The sequence below is a fragment of the Arthrobacter sp. R-11 genome (assembly GCF_049913155.1).
GTDB lineage: Bacteria > Actinomycetota > Actinomycetes > Actinomycetales > Micrococcaceae > Arthrobacter.
Genome location: NZ_CP183979.1, coordinates 3738306 through 3755988 on the forward strand (window position 1 = coordinate 3738306; position 17683 = coordinate 3755988).

Below are 17683 nucleotides of genomic sequence, written 5' to 3' on the forward strand. Positions count from 1 at the left end.
ACCATTTTCATGTAGTCCCCCAGTATCTGATTTTTCGCCCGTCGGACGGGGCAGGTGCCCCTGCGGGCAAACCGAGATTATGCCAATCCATGGAGAAACCAAAACCAGCCAACCGGTTTCCTTTTGACTTGAAATGCCTGCTTGTTTCGAGCTAGGGGGCCGCGAGAGGCATGGACTTTCAGGACCAGGACAGTCGCCAGTAAAGGAGCCGGACCATCGCGAGCTTGGAGTAGGGGCCTCGGCAGCTGTTCCATTCGACCAGCTCCAATTCAGGAGGGCGTCCAGAGGGGCAGCTGATGGAGCCAAACCGTATCGACGGAACGAAATATTAATCGGGATCCAGCGCCGCAGGCCGCTCCGACCGCCAAGAGAGCAATTAGCGCAAATGCGGCCTGGCCAAGATCCTGAGCATTTGGCCATCTCAGATACCTAACTATTTCCAGATAGTCCCCCAATTTCTGATTTCGTCCGTCCACGGTCGGTGTGCCCCGGCACAGCATCTCGGGATTATGCCAATCCAAGGACAAACATAAACAACCATCCGGTTTCCTTTTGCCATGGAATCCCGGCACAAGGACAGTCAACTGATCGGCATAAGCTATCTGGATCCGCGCACCCGCCCGACAGGCTCTCCGAAAAACGCCCGCCAACATCACCCGAAGCACACAAGGACCCGCCATGGACACGCGAAAGCTCAAGTACTTCCTAGCCGTCGTCGACCATGATGGGTTCAGCCGCGCCGCCGAACACTTACTCATCGCACAGCCATCCATGAGCCAGACCATCGCGAGCCTGGAAAAGGAACTCGGCGTTCCGCTGTTCCACCGGATCGGGCGCCGGTCGGTCCTGAGCGAAGCGGGCAAGCGGCGCAGAGCGACGGTTGAGCAACCCAGATTCTCGCGCCGGGGTTTGTGAAAACCGTTCCAGCTAGAACGGTGGCGCCACGCACTCGCTTCCGGGATCTGGCCCTGACTCGGAGATGAGTGCGGCCGTGTGCGCCGGGGGTATGGGCGGGTGGTCTACGTATGTCCGGTCCGCGGGGCTGGTCCATTCCAATATCCCGGCCCCCACCTGCCGGAGCCGCCATCGGGAGTGATGTTTGAGCATGTGATGCCGTCGGCAGAGTCCGGCGAGGTTCCCGGTTTCCGTAGCTCCGCCCAGAGCCGCGTCAACGGTGTGATCAAGGTCCAGTGCCCGGGCCTTGATCCCGCATCCTGGGAACCGGCACCAGGAATCTCGGGCCGCGAGAAGGCGCCGCAAGTCTTCAGTGGGCCGGTACCGCTCCACGGCCAGCACCGCACCGGTAAACGGGTCGGTAAGCACTCTGTTCCAGGCGGATGCCGAGCCGGCGAGGGCACGCGCAGTGCCGGGGTCGATCGGATGCCGTCCGCCGAGTTCGGCCGGGACTTCCCGGACCGAGGCACCTTCGATCAGTGTCAGCACCGGGACCGTCACCTCCACCCGGGCAGTGATCGCGGCCAGGACACCCTCCGGGGTGTCATGGTTGGTCGGCGCCCCGCAGAGCAAGAGATCCGCGAGTAGGTCCGCCCGGAGCTGGTCCATGGTTCGGGGCCGTTCAGCAGCCGGGAGTCCGTGATCGGCATCAGACCCACCGTGTGCGAGCGCCATCTGAGTGAGCCGGTCGTGAATACCGAAAGCCACCGCGGCGGGTAGAACAGCCCCGAGTTGCGCCATGCCATCAGGCAGACTATCTACCCAAACCCTGCGTTCCTCACGGGCTATTTCATGTCGGTCAGCAAGGGGTGCCGTCTGGGCCTTCTCGGCCTCCCGCAGAGCCAAACGCCGCACCCGCCCCGGCGCCCGCTGCTCCGCGCACGCCACCACAACGGTTTCGTACGCAGCCAAGGCATCCGCACCCTCTAGCACGGTTCCGGCGTCCTGGATCACCCGGGCATGGGCCAAGCTGATGCGCCCATCAGAAAGAGCACCGAAGGTAAGGGGGAAACGTGTAAGCAGCTCAACCGCTTGGCCCATTTGACGCTGCACGGTTCGGTCATTGCTGCGGGTCGCGGTCGCGATCTCCGCCGCCACCGCACGCTGCGCCATCTCAGCCGTCCGCGAGTCCCGCGCAGTCAACGGCGCCCTGCCGGTGACCTCCATGAACCCCGCCAGCTGCGAAGCCATAGCCAGAATCCCCTCGCGGACAGACTGCAAACGGGCAATCGTGGCCTCCAAAGACTCGAGTGAAGTCACCAATTCAGACAGCACCGACTCCGGAAGGGTCTCGCTCCCTCCCGGTGCTGCCTGAAACCGAACCGCCGCAGGGTCGGTGGTGATCTCCATGAACTCATCACATCACAAGGCACTGACTTTTTTGGGGGCGGCGAGGACCGGGCGGGTATTGCCCCCGAGGCAACGTCACCACAGCCTCCTCCGCGCGTAGGGCCGCCCTCTCAAGTCCCTTTGGTATCCCAAACAACCCGCCAGACACGTAACCCCTTGACTCCCTCACCCAACCTTCCTTACACTTTTCATAAAGCAGAATCTAAATTCCACAAAGCGGAAAACGACCAAGACAAGGCCAGTGGAACGAAGATCCAAGCCCCTCCTCGGAAGGACACCTACGATGACGTACACAGTGAACTGCTCCATCCTGCTGACGGAGCTGCCCCTGCTCGAGCGCCCGGCCGCCGCCAAGGCTGCCGGTTTTGACGCCGTCGAGTTCTGGTGGCCGTTCGACACCTCCGTCCCGTCGGATGCAGAAACGACGAAGTTCGAGAACGCCATCAAGGACGCCGGCGTGCAGCTCACCGGCCTGAACTTCAACGCCGGCAACATGCCCGGCGGCGACCGCGGCCTGGTCTCCTGGCCCGCCCGCTCCTCCGAATTCCAGGACAACATCGACGTCGTCGCAGGCATCGGCGAGCGCCTCGGCTGCAAGGCCTTCAACGCCCTTTACGGCAACCGCGTGGACGGCATCTCCGCCGAAGAGCAGGACGCAATCGGCGCCGAAAACCTCGCGAAGGCAGCCAAGGGCGTCGCCCGCATCGGTGGCACCGTCCTCCTCGAGCCGGTCAGCGGCGCACCCAAGTACCCGCTCCTCAAGGCACAGGACGCACTTAACGTCATCGCCCGCGTCAAGGAAGAGTCCGGCGTCGAGAACGTCAAGCTGCTGGCTGACTTCTACCACCTGGCAGTCAACGGCGACGACGTCGCCGCCGTGATCGAGAACCACGCCAAGGACTTCGGCCACATCCAGATCGCCGACAACCCCGGCCGCGGCGCCCCCGGCACCGGCGAGCTCCCGCTCGGCGAATGGATCGCCCGCAGCCGCGAACTCGGCTACGAAGGCTACATCGGCCTCGAATACAAGGAACCGCAGGAAACCGCCTTCGCCTGGGCCATCCGCGAACGCGCCGCCCGCTAGCCTCCCGCCGCCCGCTAAGACCAGCACACCTGAGTTAACAAAGACTTTCAGCAAAGGATCCACAATGAGCAACGTTGCAGTCATCGGCCTCGGAATCATGGGCCTGCCCATGGCCATCAACCTCGTCAAGGCCGGCCACACCGTCACCGGTTTCAACCGCAGCCAGGACAAGATCGACAAGCTCGTCTCCGAAGGCGGCAAGGGTGCCACCAGCATCGCCGACGCCGTGAAGGACGCCGACGTCGTCATCACCATGGTGCCGGACTCCCCCGATGTAGAGGGTGTTGTCGGCGGCGAAGAAGGCGTGTTCGCCAACGCCAAGCAGGGCACCCTGTGGATCGACGCTTCCTCCATCCGCCCGGACGTTGCCGTCCGCCTCGCCGAAGCCGCCAAGGCCGCCGGCATCCGTCCGCTGGACGCCCCGGTCTCCGGTGGCGAGCAGGGCGCCATCGACGCTGTGCTGTCCATCATGGTCGGCGGTTCCGCCGAAGACTTCGAGGCCGCACAGCCCGTCCTCAACGCCGTCGGCAAGACCATCGTCCACGTTGGCCCCTCCGGCTCCGGCCAGACCGTCAAGGCTGCAAACCAGCTGATCGTGGCCGTCAACATCGAGGTCCTCGGCGAAGCCATCGCCTTCCTCGAGGCCTACGGCGTGGACACCGACGCCGCCCTCAAGGTCCTGGGCGGCGGCCTGGCCGGCTCCAAGGTCCTGGACCAGAAGGGCCAGAAGATGCTCGACCGCAACTTCGACCCCGGCTTCCGCCTCGCCCTGCACCACAAGGACATGGGCATCGTCACCTCCGCAGCCCGCGAGGCCAACGTCGCCATCCCGCTCGGCGCGGCTGTCGCCCAGCTGGTCGCCGCCACCGTCAACCAGGGCGACGGCGGCCTGGACCACTCGGGACTCTTCAAGCAGGTCCTGCAGCTCTCCGGCCGCAAGTAAACCCACCGCCGCAAGGCGCGAAACAAGCAAACCCGGCAGCCGCCGTCGCACGAAAACGACGGCGGCTCAGCCCGACACACCCAAAACCGCCCCGCACGGGACACCAAACGGGGCGAAAACCCAAGACTTTTAGGAGCACACAATGGCAAAGATGCGCACCGTTGACGCGGCAGTCGCCATCCTGGAAAAGGAAGGCGCCATCGAGGCGTTCGGCCTGCCGGGCGCGGCAATCAACCCCTTCTACTCCGCTATGCGCAAGCACGGCGGCATCCGCCACACGCTGGCCCGCCACGTTGAAGGCGCCAGCCACATGGCCGACGGCTACTCCCGCGCCAAGGACGGCAACATCGGTATCTGCATCGGCACCTCCGGCCCCGCCGGCACCGATATGATCACCGGCCTGTACGCCTCCTGGGCCGACTCCATCCCGATGCTTTGCATCACCGGCCAGGCCCCCGTTGCCAAGCTGCACAAGGAAGACTTCCAGGCCGTGGACATCGAGTCCATCGCCAAGCCGGTCACCAAGATGGCCATGACCATCCTGGAGCCGGGCCAGGTTCCCGGCGCCTTCCAGAAGGCCTTCCAGCTGATGCGCTCCGGCCGTCCGGGCCCGGTGCTGCTGGACCTGCCCTTCGACGTGCAGATGGCCGAAATCGAATTCGACATCGACACCTACGAACCCCTGCCCGTGGAGAAGCCCAAGGCCAGCCGCAAGCAGCTGGAAAAGGCCCTGGACATGCTCACCGCTGCAGAGCGTCCGCTGATCGTCGCTGGTGGCGGCATCATCAACGCCGGCGCCTCCGCGCAGCTGGTTGAACTGGCCGAGATCCTGAACGTTCCGGTCATCCCCACCCTGATGGGCTGGGGCACCATCCCGGACGACCACAAGCTGATGGCCGGCATGGTGGGCCTGCAGACCTCCCACCGCTACGGCAACGAAACCCTCCTGGCCTCGGACTTCGTGATCGGCATCGGCAACCGCTGGGCCAACCGCCACACCGGCGGCCTGGACACCTACACCGCCGGCCGCAAGTTCGTGCACATCGACATCGAGCCCACCCAGATCGGCCGCGTGTTCTCCCCGGACTTCGGCATCGCCTCCGACGCCGGTGCGGCCCTGGACGGCCTGCTGGAAATCGCCCGCGAGCGTAAAGCCGCAGCAGGCCTGCCGGACTACACCGCCTGGGTTGCCGACTGCCTCAAGCGCAAGGGCTCCCTGCAGCGCAAGACCCACTTCGAGAACGTGCCGATCAAGCCGCAGCGCGTGTACGAAGAGATGAACAAGTCCTTCGGCAAGGACACCACCTACGTGACCACCATCGGCCTGTCGCAGATCGCCGGCGCGCAGCTGCTGCACGTCTTCGGCCCGCGCAAGTGGATCAACGCCGGCCAGGCAGGCCCGCTGGGCTGGACCGCTCCGGCCGCCCTCGGCGTCGTGCGCGGCAAGCCGGGCGAGACCGTTGTTGCCCTCTCCGGTGACTACGACTTCCAGTTCATGATCGAAGAGCTGGCCGTGGGCGCACAGTTCAACCTGCCGTACATCCACGTGGTGGTGAACAACTCCTACCTGGGCCTGATCCGCCAGTCGCAGCGCGGCTTCGAGATGGAGCAGAACGTCTCCCTGGCGTTCGAGAACATCAACAGCCCGGAGACCAACGGCTACGGCGTGGACCACGTCAAGGTCACCGAAGGCCTGGGCTGCAAGGCCCTGCGCGTCGAGAACCCCTCCGACCTGCCCGCCGCCTTCGACAAGGCCAAGGCACTCATGGAGGAATTCAAGGTTCCCGTGGTGGTCGAAGTGATCCTGGAGAAGGTCACCAACATCTCCATGGGTGTCGAGATCAACGGCGTGAACGAGTTCGAAGAGCTGGCCGAGCGCGGCGAGGACGCCCCCACGGCGATCATCGCGCTGCTGGACTAGTAAGCAAGCAAGTACAAGGAGGTAACGGAATGCGTGTGGTCATCGCCCCGGACAAGTTCAAGGGTTCACTGTCCGCTCCCGAGGTCGCCCGGCACCTGGCGGACGGCCTGGCGGCCGGTTTCGACGCTGCGGGTGCCGCGGAAACATTGGAGACCACGCTCATTCCAGTAGCCGACGGCGGCGAGGGAACCCTCGACGCCGCCGTCGGCTCCGGCTTCACCCGCCGCAGCGCCACCGTGACCGGCCCGCTGGGCGAGCCGGTGACGGCGGACTTCGCGGTCCGCGGCAACCAGGCCGTCATCGAGATGGCGGCGGCCTCCGGGCTTGCCCTCCTCCCGGGAGGCCCCAGCACCGATACCGCGAAGGAAGCCAACAGCATCGGCACCGGCGAACTCATCCGCGCCGCGCTGGACCTGGGCTGCCGGAAGATCATCCTCGGCGTCGGCGGCAGCGCCAACACCGACGGCGGCGCCGGCGTGCTGCAGGGCCTGGGCGCCCGGCTGCTGGACGCCGACGGCAACGAACTCCCGGCAGGCGGCGGCGCGCTGGCCGGCTTGGCGAGCATCGACTTCTCCGGCCTGGACGTGCGGCTGGAGGACAGCCGCTTTGTCCTGGCGTCCGACGTCGACAATCCCCTCCTCGGCACGCTCGGCGCCCCGGCGGTGTTCGGTCCGCAGAAGGGCGCGACGCCGGAGGATGTCACCGCGCTGGACGCCGCCCTGGCCCGCTTCGTCGAGGTCCTCGGCGAAGAGATCGGCGACCGCGCCGGGCGTGCCGCCGAGGCACCGGGCGCCGGCGCGGCAGGCGGTGTGGGCTACGCCGCCATCGCGGTCCTGGGCGCGGCACGGCGGCCGGGGATCGACGTCGTCCTCGAATTCACAGGGCTCGCCGGACAGCTGGCCGGCGCCGATCTGGTGATCACCGGCGAAGGTAGCCTGGACGAACAAAGCCTGCTCGGCAAGACCCCCATGGGCGTGGCCCGTGCTGCGGAAGCCGCGGGCGTTCCCGTGGTGGCCGTCTGCGGCCGGACCACCCTGAGCCAGGAGCAGCAAAGCGACTCGGGATTCCGGCAGGTTCTTCCCCTGACCAGCCTTGAATCCGACGTCGAAGTATGTATAAGGGAAGCAGGAACCTTGCTCGAAAAGCTGGGGCGGACCATCGGCGCACAGCTCGCGGCCGCCTCCCGCACGAAGGAGTCTCTCAATGTCTGAAAGCTTTGACCTGGTCATCCGCGGCAAGCGGATCCTCACCACTGCGGGAATCGCCGCCCGCGAGGTCGGCGTCCGCAACGGCGTGATCGCCGCCATCGAACCGCTCGGCAACGGCCTGGCCGGCGCCGAAGTCATCGACCTCGCCGACGACGAAACCCTCATCCCGGGCCTCGTGGACACCCACGTCCACGTCAACGAGCCCGGCCGCACCGAGTGGGAAGGCTTCGCCTCGGCCACCCGTGCCGCAGCGGCCGGCGGCGTCACCACCATCATCGACATGCCGCTGAACTCCATCCCGCCCACCACCACCGTGGAAGGCCTCAAGCTCAAGCGCGAGGTGGCCGAGGACCAGGCGTTCATCGACGTCGGATTCTGGGGCGGCGCGATCCCCGGCAACAAAGCCGAGCTCCGCGGCCTGCACGACGAAGGCGTCTTCGGCTTCAAGTGCTTCCTGCTGCACTCCGGTGTAGACGAATTCCCGCACCTTGACGCGGACGAGATGGAAGAGGACATGCGCGAGCTGAAGTCCTTCGACTCGCTCATGATCGTCCACGCCGAGGACTCCCACGCGATCGACCACGCCCCACACCCGGGCGGGGACCACTACGCCACCTTCCTGGCCTCCCGCCCGCGCGGTGCCGAGAACAAAGCGATCGCCGAGGTCATCGAACGTGCCCGCTGGACCGGCGCCCGCGCGCACATCCTGCACCTTTCCTCCTCGGACGCGCTGCCCATGATCGCTTCGGCCAAGCGCGATGGCGTGAACCTCACCGTTGAGACCTGCCCGCACTACCTGACCCTCATGGCCGAGGAAATCCCCGACGGCGCCACCGCCTACAAGTGCTGCCCGCCCATCCGCGAGGCATCCAACCGGGAACTGCTGTGGAAGGGCCTGGAAGACGGCACCATCGACTGCATCGTCTCGGACCACTCCCCCTCCACCCTTGACCTCAAGGACCTGGAAAACGGCGATTTCGCCGTGGCCTGGGGCGGCGTTTCCTCCCTGCAGCTGGGCCTGTCCCTGATCTGGAGCGAGGCACGCCACCGCGGCATCTCCCTGGAGCAGGTGGTCTCCTGGATGTCCGCCAAGCCCGCCGCCCTGGCCCGCCTGTCCAACAAGGGCCAGCTGGCGCTCGGCTACGACGCCGACTTCTCGGTGTTCGCAGCGGACGAGGCGTTCGTGGTGGATGTCAAGAAGCTCAAGCACAAGAACCCCATCACTCCGTACGACGGCAAGGCGCTTTCCGGCGTCGTCCGCAAGACCTACCTGCGGGGCTCGGTGGTGGACGGCCAGACCCCCGGCGGAAAGCTGATCCGCCGCGGCGGCGTGTAAGGCGGATTCGATGGCCGTCAACGTCCATTCGCTCCCGCCAGCCGGCGCGCGCCAAGCCCTGCGCGCCGGCCACCGGCCCGGCCCATTGGCCGGTGCCGGCTCTTTGGCCGGCGCCCAGCCGGCCCACCAGGGCCACCCAGGTCTTCGTTCCGGTTTGCGCCCGGGCGTCCAGGCCCGCGGCCTGGCCGTGTGGGTGGAGCCCGCCGAAGGCCAGGACATCGACCCCGAGATCTGGGCCAAGGCCGCCGAAGCGGTGCTGGCCCGGGCCCGCCGCCTGGCTCCCCAGGCCGAGCTGCACCTGCGGCACGGCGCCGCTTCCGGCGTCGTCGCCCAGCCGATCGCCCTGTCCGGCCGGCGCAGCAGCCTGGCCGTGGACCTGGCGGCAGACACCGTGCTGCTCGACGGCGTTCCGGTCACCTTCACCTTCATGGAGCACAAGCTCCTGCGCTACCTCGTGGAGAACCTTTCCCGTCCCATCCCGCGTGAAGAATTGCAACGCTTCCTGGAGTCACTCGACTGCCCCGGCGCGGCGTTCCGTTCGATCGACGTGTATGTTGGACGCGTCCGGCGCAAGCTGGGCTCCGCCCGCAACGCCATCGCCACAGTACGCGGTGGCGGTTACCAATTCGTGCCCGGACCCGGGACCACGGTGCGCGGGCCTGCGGAATACTGCATCTAGGCAGACCGTTATTTGTATGAGAGATCGCCGGCCACGGCGGTTGCCCGACTAGTCAAGGATCACAACATGACCCAGAAACTCCTCGCCGGAACCCAGGCCCCCGATTTCGCCCTGCTCGACTCCAACGGCCAGAAGGTTTCGCTCTCCGATTTCCGCGGCCGCAATGTGATCGTGTATTTCTACCCGGAAGCCTCCACCCCCGGCTGCACCACCGAAGCCTGCGATTTCCGCGACAGCCTGGCCAGCCTCCAGGGCTCCGGCTACGAAGTCCTAGGCATCTCCCCGGACGCGCCGGAGAAGATCGCGCGCTTCGTCGACGAATTCGCGCTGACCTTCCCGCTGCTCTCCGACGAGAACCACTCCGTGGCACTGGCCTACGGCGCCTGGGGCGAGAAGCTGGTGGACGGCGAAGTGGTTGACGGCCTGGTCCGCTCCACCGTGGTGGTCAACGGTGACGGCAACGTTGTCCTCACCCAGTACCAGGTGAAGGCCCAGGGCCACGTCGCCGCTCTGAAGGAAGAACTGGGCGTCTAGCCTTCCTCACCCCGGTGGGCGCCTACCACGCACCACCGCAAATTCGTGCGATGCCCGCTCATTTCTTTGAGCGGGCATTGCCTTAATTTGACCAAAAGTGACAAACCTCCTGTGACAGGAGTTAATGGATTTATGTCTTCCGCCCCGGTCCAGCGTCGCGCAGTCGTCATCGAGGACGACGACGACATCCGCGGGCTGCTCGTCGTTGTTCTCCGGCAGCTCGACTTCGACGTCGTGGAGGCCCCCGACGGCCTGGCCGGCGTCGAAGCCGTCCGCGACATCCGGCCCGAACTGGTCACCCTGGACGTCAACATGCCGGGCATCGACGGGATCGAAGCCTGCAGGAGGATGCGCGAATTCTCCGATGCCTACATCGTGATGCTCTCGGCCCGGACCGCCGAGCTGGACCGCCTGGCCGGCCTGGACACCGGGGCCGACGACTACCTCACCAAGCCCTTCAGCCCCAAAGAACTCCAGGCCAGAGTGCGGGCGCTGTTCAGGCGTGCACGCCCGGCCCCGGCACCTGCCGAAGACGCCGGCCAGAGCGACGAACTCGCCCGCGCGGCCGTGGTGCAGCAAAGCCTCCTCCCGCAGGAAGCGGTCAGGCTCAACGATTACGATGTCGCCGGGGCCTTCCGTCCAACGCGCAGCGTGGGCGGGGACTTCTACGACTGGTACCAGACTCCCGACGGCATGCACCTCACGGTCGCCGACGCCATGGGCAAGGGCATGGGTGCGGCGCTGATTGCCGCCACCGTCCGCGCCGTCATGCGTTCAGTAGCGGACACCCCGGCCATCGATGCCGCCTTCGGCTCAGCCAGCGCCACCATCACCTCGGACCTGGACCAGTCCGGCTCCTTCGTCACCATGTTCCACGCGCGCCTGGACAGCGCCTCGGGCAAGCTCAGCTACATCGACGCCGGCCACGGGCTGGGCCTGCACGTTCCGGCTGAGGGGCCCGCTCGGCGGTTGGTGTCAGCCGGGCCGCCAGTGGGCATCCTCGATGACCAGCAATGGCCCGCCGCGGAGCTCGTACTCGAACCCGGCGACTCCCTCGTGATCGTGAGCGACGGCGTGCTCGATGCCCACGATTCCTTGGAAGACTTCATCCGGAACGTGGAGCGCGCCGCCCGCAGCGAGGGCACCTCGGAAGAAGTCTGCGCCGCGCTGCTTGAACTGGCACCCGCGGCGACAGCGGAAGACGACGTGACCGCCGTCGTCGTCCGCCGCAAAACGAACGGCACGATTCGGCACTAGGCCACAAAAGGGGGATTGTGACACGTTTCTGGACCCGCTTGCTCGTTGTCCTCACGGCCATTCTTGGCGTCAACTACGTCGCATGGCGCTGGCTCGCGTCGCTGAACTGGGAGGCGTGGTGGATCGCGGTTCCGCTGGTGATCGCCGAGACGTACAGCCTCATCGACGTGATCCTCTTCGGCCTCACGGTGTGGAAACTCAAGATCAGGAAGCCGCCTCCGCCTGCCCCTGACGACGCCACCGTTGACGTCTTCATCACCACCTACAACGAGCCGCTGGACCTGGTGATGACCACGGCCCTCGCCGCCAAGGACATCCGCCGGCCGCACAGCACCTGGATCCTCGACGACGGTAAGCGGCCTGCGCTGCGCGAACTCGCCGAGTCGAACGGCATCGGCTACGTGACGCGCAGCGCGGACTGGACCCCGGACATGCCGCGGCACGCCAAGGCCGGCAACCTGAACAACGCGCTGATGCTCACCTCGGGCGAATACCTGTTGATTCTCGACGCCGACCAGATCCCCGAGCCGGACATCCTGGACAAGACGCTGGGCTACTTCAACGATGACCGGGTAGCGCTGGTCCAGACTCCGCAGTACTTCATCAATGTGCCTGCCGACGACCCTCTGGGCAGCCAGGCGCCCCTGTTCTACGGACCCATCCAGCAAGGCAAGGACGGGTGGAACGCAGCGTTCTTCTGCGGGTCGAACGCCATCCTGCGCCGGGAAGCCCTCATGCAGCTGGGCCTGGTGGGCTACGTCAAGGCCACGGAACAGAGCGTGCACCGCGCCCTGGCCGCCTCCACGTCCGCCATCAAGAAGGCACGCCGATCCGCCGAGGCCGAAAACCCCTTGGTCGAACAGATGCTCGACGAGGTGGAGGCCGCCACCAAGGCGGCCCAGCATGAGCTTGAGGCCGGCGCATCCCTCAGCGAGATCACCTACCGGGTCCGCCGGAAGGTGGACGAGGCCGTGCGTACGCTCGTGGCCGCCGACTTCTCCGCCCTGCAGGCCGACCTCGAAGAGATCGCCGCCATGGAACTGGCCCACGTCGGGGAAGGTGGCGTCACCACGGTGGCGACTGACGCCGTCGACCGCATGTCCGGCCGCGAGTGGTCCCCGCTGGGAGCGCTCGAATCCGTGCACGCTGTCCTGGACGCCATCTCCGTTGAGCGCACCGACGAAGCCCAGCCCGTGATGCCCCTGGCCACCATCTCGGTCACGGAAGACATGGCCACGGCAATGCGCCTTCATGCCCTCGGATGGAAGAGCGTGTACCACCACGAGATCCTGGCCAACGGCCTGGCCCCCGAGGACCTCAAGACCATGCTCACGCAACGCCTCCGCTGGGCCCAGGGCACCATGCAGGTCATGCTCCGCGAGAACCCCCTGGTCCAGCGCGGCCTGACGTGGGGGCAACGGCTCATGTACTTCTCCACGATGTGGAGCTACCTGAGCGGTTTCGCGGCCGTGGTGTACTTCACGGCGCCGGTCATCTACCTGACGCTCGGCATCCTCCCGGTCAGCAGCCTGAGCTTGGAGTTCTTTGTCCGCTTCATTCCGTTCATGGTGGTGAACCAGCTGCTGTTCGTGGTGGCCGGGCACGGCATCCCCACCTGGCGCGGGCAGCAGTACAGCCTGGCGCTGTTCCCCACCTGGATCAAGTCCTGCACGACGGCGGCACGCAACGTGTGGTTCGGACGTCCCCTGGGCTTCGCTGTCACCCCGAAAGCCCGGCAGGACGGCGGGCCGGGCTGGAGCCTTATCCGTCCGCAGATCATCGTGGCGGTGCTGCTGGCCGTGGGGCTGGTGGCCGGCATGGCGCGGCTCCTGGCCGGTTTGTCCGAGCCCCTCGGCACACTGGTGAACGGGGCATGGGTGGCCTTTGACCTGGTGGTCCTGAGCGTGCTGGTCAAGGCGGTTTTGTACAAGGGATTCGTCCCCGAAGGTTCCGGCCCCCCGGAGAACCCAGAAGGCCCGGAAAGCCCAAAAGAGAGGAACACTGATGCAGTTTAGCTACGAGGTCAAAGACAGCTACGCGGAGGTGAAGGGCGTGGGCCGTTTGAACATGGTGGCTGCCCCCAAACTCCGGGAAGTCGTGGCCGAGGTTGTGGCCGGCGGCTCCAGCCGGGTGGTGGTCAACCTCGCGGAGACCGATTTCATGGATTCTTCCGGCCTCGGCGCCCTCATCGGCTGCCTCAAGGCCGCGCGCCAGGCAGGCGGGGACCTTCGGATCTCCGGCGTCCAGCCGCAGGTCAAGATGGTGCTGGAACTGACCAACATGGACAGGGTCCTCACCGCGTACCCCTCGGCCGAGGCGGCGTTCGGCGATGACTGAGGTGCTCGCCCGCAAGGGTTACCACGGACCCGCAAACGAGGAAGCGATCGAGGCTGTCCACGAGGAACTGGACGCCTTGTGGGAGGATGCCTCGTTCGTTCCGGACATGGACCGGATGACCTTCGCCACCGCCGTGATCGAAGCCGCCGCCAACATCGTCCAGCACGCGCTTCCGGCCGCGGACAAACCGGTGGAACTCGACGTCGACATCACCGTCAGGACCCGCAGGCTCCAGGCCAGGGTCAGTGCGCACAATGCCCGCGAACCGTTTGCCAACGACATGCGGGCCGATATGCCCGATGAGGACGCCGAGTCCGGCCGCGGCCTGGCCCTCATCGAGGCCCTTGTGACGACCGTCACCTTCGAACGCCAGGACGGGACGAACACCTGGATCCTCACCCGGGAGTCCACGCCTGCCGATACGGATTGAGGACCATGAACCGGATACGAGTGAACCGCGTAGGACCCAACCGCCCAGGACATAACCGCGTACGACGCCGGAGCCGCCTGGCGCTGTCAGCAGCTGTTCCGCTGTTGGGAGCCCAGGCGCTGGCCGCCTGCAGCGCGCCGGCCACCCCGGAGCCGTCCGGGCCCTCGGTGGCCGGGACCCACGCGCCCGTAGCGGAAAGTTTCGCCAAGTACGACGCCGTGCGGACCGACGTCGTTGCCGCATTGGAAAAGAAGCTGCCGGGCATCCGCTGGAACGTCCACTCCCCCGCCACGATGCAGCGCCGGCAGGACGGCACCTGCATGCTCTACCTGGCCGAAATGGAAAGTGCCAGGGACATCGTGGAGCCTTCGAAGAGGTTCCACGACGTCTTCGCTGCCGCGGACCCGGTCCTGGAGAAGCATGGCTTCGCCGCATTCGGCGGAACGGACCCGGTGCCCGGGGGCTGGGTGGTCGCCAAGAGCACGGATGCTGCAGGCGCCACCCTGCGGGTCGAGTCGAAGGGCACGGCCTACGTGCGGCTAGGGGTCCCCGTGGAATCCGCCGGCTGCGACCCGAAGGAGATTCCTAAGGGTTGACCCGCCCGGCGACCCCGGCGAAGAACCCCCATAGCCCTCGTCCGGACGGCCCCGGAGTGGGACACTGATGCGCATGACCTTCGAAGAGCCCCTGGAGATGGCCCACTGGTGGCGCAGGCTGACACCGAAAACACAGCAGTGGCTGATCGACAACAACGGAGATGCCGTACCGGAAGAAATCGTCAGGGAGATCGTGGACGTGGGCGGTTCCATCGCCTCGGAGGCCTGGTGGGCCGGCGAGACGGATTCCAGCGGTTTCCATTTCTCCGACGAGGCCGTCGACTGGATCGAAGCCGTCGGAAACCGCGAGACACCCGACCGCTAACCAAGCGGGCCCGGAAAGCTCATGCCTTCGCGAGCGCTTCCTCCAGCGCGCCCAGCACCAACGTGACGGCGGCAGGCGAAGCGTTCGGTCCCATGGTGCCGATCCGCCAGACGGTGTCCTTGAACGCACCGACTCCGGCGCCGATCTCCATGCTGAAGTTGCGCAGCAGGTACCCGCGCACGGCGGCCGAATCCACGCCGTCGGGCACCTTCACCGTGGTGAGGCTGTCCAGCCGGCTGCCTTCGGCGGCGAACAGCTCCAGGCCCAGCTCCTGCAGCCCGGCACGCAGGGCGGCACCGGCCTTGTGGTGGCGGGCCTGCACCGCCTCAAGCCCTTCGGCGAGGATCCGGTCCAGCGCCGCTACGAGCCCGGCGATCATGGTGACCGGCGCGGTGTGGTGGTACGTGCGGCTGCCGGTGGCGGCGCCGGCGTAGCCGCCGAGCAGCCCGATGTCCAGGTACCAGGAGCGCGGATCGCGGATGCGACGTTCGAAGGCCCGTTCCGAGACCGTGAACGGAGACAGGCCCGGCGGCACGCCCAGGCACTTCTGCGTTCCGGCGTAGCCGACGTCGATCCCCCACTGGTCGGCCAGCAGTTCGAGGCCGCCGATCGAGGTCACGGCGTCGGCGATGAGCAGGGCGTCGCCCTTGTCCGCGCCGAGTGCGGCGATGTCCGAAAGCACGCCCGTGGAGGTCTCGGCGTGGACGGCGGCGATCACCTTGGGTGCAGGATGGGCCGCCAGGACGCGTTCGGCGTCGACCGGCTGCCCCCATTCATGGTCCACCCGCACCACCGTGGCGCCGCAGCGTCGGGCCACCTCGCACATGCGTTCCCCGAACAGCCCGTTGACGGCGACGACGGCTACGTCGCCGTCGGACACGGTGTTCACGAAGGCGGCTTCCATGCCGCCGGAACCGGTGGCGCTCAGCGGCAGGGTGCGGGTGTTCGCCGTTCCCCAGACCGTCCGCAGGCCGGCACAGGTGCGGTCCAGCCGCTCGATGAACACGGGGTCGAGGTGGCCGATCACCGGGTGTGACAAGGCGGCCATGGCCTCCGGGTAGGCGTTGCCCGGACCGGGGCCGAACAGGAACCTGGACGTCAAGATGGCTGGCATAGCGAACTCCTTCACCCGTTGGGGCAATTCTGCCGCAGGCCCGCCGCGGGCGGTACGATCTTGCCAGCAGTGATGCCGCGAGGCTTGGCGGGGACCCTTGACAGCGGCGCCGCACCTCCGCTTGACTATTACGCATGCTGAAATAACAGTTCCATGATGCGGAAGGTGAACGTGCTGCAGCGTCAGCCCGGGGCCTATCCGGCACCAGCGCCGGAGTTCCGCATAGCCGTCACCATGGATGCCAGCATTTGCACGAGGGATGACCAAGCATGCAGCTTGCAGAATTCAACAGCGCAGACCGTACGGACGCCGTTGGAGTCCTGCGCCCTTGCCTCGACGTCGAACGCTGGGTGGGGGAAATCGCCGACGCCCGGCCGTTCAGTGGCAAGGATGACCTCCTGGCCTTCGCCAAGGATGCAGCCGCTCCGTTCACCGCGGAGGAACTCGAGTCCGCGCTCGCCCACCACCCGCGCATCGGCGAACGCCCCCAGGCGTCGACCACCGAGGCGGCCATGTCCCGCTCGGAGCAGTCCGGCGTGGACCCCAGCGACGACGCCACCGCCCGCGCACTGGCCGAAGGCAACCGGGCCTATGAGGAGAAGTTCAACCGGGTCTTCCTGATCCGCGCCGCCGGCCGCAGCGCCTCGGACATCCTGGCTTCCCTCAACGAACGCCTCACCCACACCCCCGAAGAAGAAGACCGCATCGTGGCCGAGCAGCTCCGCGAAATCGCCCTGCTCCGCCTTGAAGGAGTTATCGGCGCATGAGCGTTTCCCAGATCACCACGCATATCCTCGACACCGGTTCCGGCCGCCCGGCGGCGGACGTCGCCGTCGTGCTGTCAGTGTTCGACGGCGGCAGCTGGACTTCCGTTGCGGAAGGCACCACGGATGCCGACGGCCGGATCAAGAACCTCGGCCCCGAGCGGGTCCCGGGCGGCAAGTACCGGCTCAACTTCGCCACGGGCGCGTACTACGCCGGCCTCGGCACGGAGACCTTCTTCCCGGAGGTGGACCTGAGCTTCACCGTGTCCGACGCCGGCGAGCACTACCACGTGCCGCTGCTCCTGAGCCCTTTCGCGTTCTCGACCTACCGCGGCAGCTAGCCGCACTCCCACCCAACTGACTCGCAATAGTTGTCGTTTTGAGGTCTCAAAGCGACAACAACTGCGAGTCAGTTGGGCTGGGCGGAACCGGTAGGCTGGAAGGCATGGTTTCTGAGGACTCGAACATCACCGGCAACTCCGCGGATGGTGCCGCCGCAGGCGCACCGGAGCGGCGCATCACGGTACGCCGCGCACCCCGCTTCGTGCCGTTCATGGTGCTCGGCGGGCTCCTCGGGATCGTGGTGGCGGCCTTCGTGGCGTTCGGCCTTCCTGCCGATCCAGCGTTCGACGCCGGCGCGGTGTTTGGCTTCTTCACCGTCGCCTTCGCAGCGGGCGGCGTGATCCTGGGCTGCATCGTGGCGCTCTTCCTGGACCGCTTGAGTTTCCGGCGGAGCGAGCACGCAATCGTGGAAGCCGTGGCCGAAGACGAGCCCGGCGACGACTGATATCACACCGCCGGGAGGGTCACAATCCGCGGCCGCGGAAAATACCACGCCCGGGACGTGAGAC

At 66.6% G+C, this 17683-nt stretch carries 18 protein-coding genes and 1 pseudogene; 17 read left to right on the forward strand and 2 right to left on the reverse strand.

All coding sequences use genetic code 11. The features are described from left to right. Positions 1-678: 678 nt before the first annotated feature. Positions 679-864 (forward strand): annotated as a pseudogene (locus tag ACN9M4_RS16985) (LysR family transcriptional regulator); the annotation flags it as partial. Positions 865-927: 63 nt separating this feature from the next. On the opposite strand, the gene ACN9M4_RS16990 reads toward ACN9M4_RS16985, so the two are convergent. Further along, a complete protein-coding gene (locus ACN9M4_RS16990) occupies positions 928-2304 on the reverse strand; it encodes a DUF222 domain-containing protein (RefSeq protein WP_426299928.1) in 1377 nt (458 codons plus the stop codon). Positions 2305-2587: 283 nt separating this feature from the next. Here ACN9M4_RS16990 and ACN9M4_RS16995 point away from each other — a divergent pair, with 283 nt between their 5' ends. The 13 genes from ACN9M4_RS16995 (at position 2588) to ACN9M4_RS17055 (ending at position 14954) form a co-directional block, all read left to right on the forward strand. Next, positions 2588-3388 carry a hydroxypyruvate isomerase family protein gene (locus ACN9M4_RS16995; RefSeq protein ID WP_426299930.1) on the forward strand — a complete coding sequence of 267 codons (801 nt, stop codon included), beginning with the start codon at positions 2588-2590 and terminating at the stop codon, positions 3386-3388. A gap of 64 nt (positions 3389-3452) precedes the next feature. Next, positions 3453-4331, forward strand: coding sequence for a 2-hydroxy-3-oxopropionate reductase (locus ACN9M4_RS17000; RefSeq protein WP_426299932.1), 879 nt, complete (start codon positions 3453-3455; stop codon positions 4329-4331). A gap of 142 nt (positions 4332-4473) precedes the next feature. Beyond that, complete coding sequence (gene gcl, locus ACN9M4_RS17005; protein ID WP_426299934.1) at positions 4474-6252, forward strand: glyoxylate carboligase; 1779 nt, start codon at positions 4474-4476, stop codon at positions 6250-6252. 29 nt (positions 6253-6281) lie between these two features. After that, positions 6282-7463: a glycerate kinase gene (locus ACN9M4_RS17010; RefSeq protein ID WP_426299936.1), complete on the forward strand. Its 1182-nt coding sequence runs from the start codon at positions 6282-6284 to the stop codon at positions 7461-7463. Continuing rightward, entirely contained in the window at positions 7456-8796 is a 1341-nt protein-coding gene (gene allB, locus ACN9M4_RS17015; RefSeq protein ID WP_426299938.1) for an allantoinase AllB, read from the forward strand. The genes ACN9M4_RS17010 and allB overlap by 8 nt, the downstream gene beginning before the upstream one ends. Positions 8797-8806: 10 nt before the next feature. Continuing rightward, positions 8807-9475 (forward strand): winged helix-turn-helix domain-containing protein, encoded by a 669-nt coding sequence (locus tag ACN9M4_RS17020; RefSeq protein ID WP_426299940.1) that lies wholly within the window; start codon positions 8807-8809, stop codon positions 9473-9475. A 66-nt stretch (positions 9476-9541) separates the two neighbouring features. Beyond that, positions 9542-10009, forward strand: a complete 468-nt coding sequence (gene bcp / locus ACN9M4_RS17025) for a thioredoxin-dependent thiol peroxidase (RefSeq protein WP_426299942.1) — start codon at positions 9542-9544, stop codon at positions 10007-10009. A gap of 132 nt (positions 10010-10141) precedes the next feature. Beyond that, positions 10142-11266 (forward strand): PP2C family protein-serine/threonine phosphatase, encoded by a 1125-nt coding sequence (locus ACN9M4_RS17030; RefSeq protein WP_426299944.1) that lies wholly within the window; start codon positions 10142-10144, stop codon positions 11264-11266. A gap of 17 nt (positions 11267-11283) precedes the next feature. After that, positions 11284-13281, forward strand: a complete 1998-nt coding sequence (locus ACN9M4_RS17035) for a glycosyltransferase family 2 protein (protein ID WP_426299946.1) — start codon at positions 11284-11286, stop codon at positions 13279-13281. Further along, positions 13271-13603: an STAS domain-containing protein gene (locus tag ACN9M4_RS17040; RefSeq protein ID WP_426299948.1), complete on the forward strand. Its 333-nt coding sequence runs from the start codon at positions 13271-13273 to the stop codon at positions 13601-13603. Before ACN9M4_RS17035 ends, ACN9M4_RS17040 begins: the two co-directional genes overlap by 11 nt. Next, positions 13596-14033, forward strand: a complete 438-nt coding sequence (locus tag ACN9M4_RS17045; RefSeq protein WP_426299950.1) for an ATP-binding protein — start codon at positions 13596-13598, stop codon at positions 14031-14033. The genes ACN9M4_RS17040 and ACN9M4_RS17045 overlap by 8 nt, the downstream gene beginning before the upstream one ends. 5 nt (positions 14034-14038) lie before the next feature. Continuing rightward, positions 14039-14629: a hypothetical protein gene (locus ACN9M4_RS17050; protein ID WP_426299952.1), complete on the forward strand. Its 591-nt coding sequence runs from the start codon at positions 14039-14041 to the stop codon at positions 14627-14629. A 73-nt stretch (positions 14630-14702) separates the two neighbouring features. Next, positions 14703-14954, forward strand: a complete 252-nt coding sequence (locus tag ACN9M4_RS17055) for a hypothetical protein (RefSeq protein ID WP_426299954.1) — start codon at positions 14703-14705, stop codon at positions 14952-14954. Positions 14955-14973: 19 nt separating this feature from the next. Here the strand turns inward: ACN9M4_RS17055 and ACN9M4_RS17060 are convergent, their stop codons facing one another. After that, complete coding sequence (locus tag ACN9M4_RS17060) at positions 14974-16068, reverse strand: pyridoxal-phosphate-dependent aminotransferase family protein (protein WP_426299956.1); 1095 nt, start codon at positions 16066-16068, stop codon at positions 14974-14976. A 269-nt stretch (positions 16069-16337) separates the two neighbouring features. Between ACN9M4_RS17060 and uraD the strand changes: the two genes are divergently transcribed. The 3 genes from uraD to ACN9M4_RS17075 all read left to right on the forward strand — a co-directional run bounded on the left by uraD (position 16338) and on the right by ACN9M4_RS17075 (position 17619). Continuing rightward, positions 16338-16835: a 2-oxo-4-hydroxy-4-carboxy-5-ureidoimidazoline decarboxylase gene (gene uraD / locus ACN9M4_RS17065; RefSeq protein ID WP_426299958.1), complete on the forward strand. Its 498-nt coding sequence runs from the start codon at positions 16338-16340 to the stop codon at positions 16833-16835. Further along, positions 16832-17173, forward strand: coding sequence for a hydroxyisourate hydrolase (uraH, locus tag ACN9M4_RS17070; RefSeq protein WP_426299960.1), 342 nt, complete (start codon positions 16832-16834; stop codon positions 17171-17173). Before uraD ends, uraH begins: the two co-directional genes overlap by 4 nt. 104 nt (positions 17174-17277) lie before the next feature. Further along, the gene (locus ACN9M4_RS17075; protein ID WP_426299962.1) at positions 17278-17619 is read left to right on the forward strand and encodes a hypothetical protein; all 342 of its coding nucleotides are present in this window, start codon (positions 17278-17280) and stop codon (positions 17617-17619) included. Positions 17620-17683: the final 64 nt, after the last annotated feature.

Bases quoted from the DNA above. Each gene is read 5' to 3' on its own strand.
- ACN9M4_RS16990 (WP_426299928.1), bottom strand. From the start codon at position 2,304: ATGGAGATCACCACCGACCCTGCGGCGGTTCGGTTTCAGGCAGCACCG.
- ACN9M4_RS16995 (WP_426299930.1), top strand. From the start codon at position 2,588: ATGACGTACACAGTGAACTGCTCCATCCTGCTGACGGAGCTGCCCCTG.
- ACN9M4_RS17000 (WP_426299932.1), top strand. From the start codon at position 3,453: ATGAGCAACGTTGCAGTCATCGGCCTCGGAATCATGGGCCTGCCCATG.
- gcl (WP_426299934.1), top strand. From the start codon at position 4,474: ATGGCAAAGATGCGCACCGTTGACGCGGCAGTCGCCATCCTGGAAAAG.
- ACN9M4_RS17010 (WP_426299936.1), top strand. From the start codon at position 6,282: ATGCGTGTGGTCATCGCCCCGGACAAGTTCAAGGGTTCACTGTCCGCT.
- allB (WP_426299938.1), top strand. From the start codon at position 7,456: ATGTCTGAAAGCTTTGACCTGGTCATCCGCGGCAAGCGGATCCTCACC.
- ACN9M4_RS17020 (WP_426299940.1), top strand. From the start codon at position 8,807: ATGGCCGTCAACGTCCATTCGCTCCCGCCAGCCGGCGCGCGCCAAGCC.
- bcp (WP_426299942.1), top strand. From the start codon at position 9,542: ATGACCCAGAAACTCCTCGCCGGAACCCAGGCCCCCGATTTCGCCCTG.
- ACN9M4_RS17030 (WP_426299944.1), top strand. From the start codon at position 10,142: ATGTCTTCCGCCCCGGTCCAGCGTCGCGCAGTCGTCATCGAGGACGAC.
- ACN9M4_RS17040 (WP_426299948.1), top strand. From the start codon at position 13,271: ATGCAGTTTAGCTACGAGGTCAAAGACAGCTACGCGGAGGTGAAGGGC.
- ACN9M4_RS17045 (WP_426299950.1), top strand. From the start codon at position 13,596: ATGACTGAGGTGCTCGCCCGCAAGGGTTACCACGGACCCGCAAACGAG.
- ACN9M4_RS17050 (WP_426299952.1), top strand. From the start codon at position 14,039: ATGAACCGGATACGAGTGAACCGCGTAGGACCCAACCGCCCAGGACAT.
- ACN9M4_RS17055 (WP_426299954.1), top strand. From the start codon at position 14,703: ATGACCTTCGAAGAGCCCCTGGAGATGGCCCACTGGTGGCGCAGGCTG.
- ACN9M4_RS17060 (WP_426299956.1), bottom strand. From the start codon at position 16,068: ATGCCAGCCATCTTGACGTCCAGGTTCCTGTTCGGCCCCGGTCCGGGC.
- uraD (WP_426299958.1), top strand. From the start codon at position 16,338: ATGCAGCTTGCAGAATTCAACAGCGCAGACCGTACGGACGCCGTTGGA.
- uraH (WP_426299960.1), top strand. From the start codon at position 16,832: ATGAGCGTTTCCCAGATCACCACGCATATCCTCGACACCGGTTCCGGC.
- ACN9M4_RS17075 (WP_426299962.1), top strand. From the start codon at position 17,278: ATGGTTTCTGAGGACTCGAACATCACCGGCAACTCCGCGGATGGTGCC.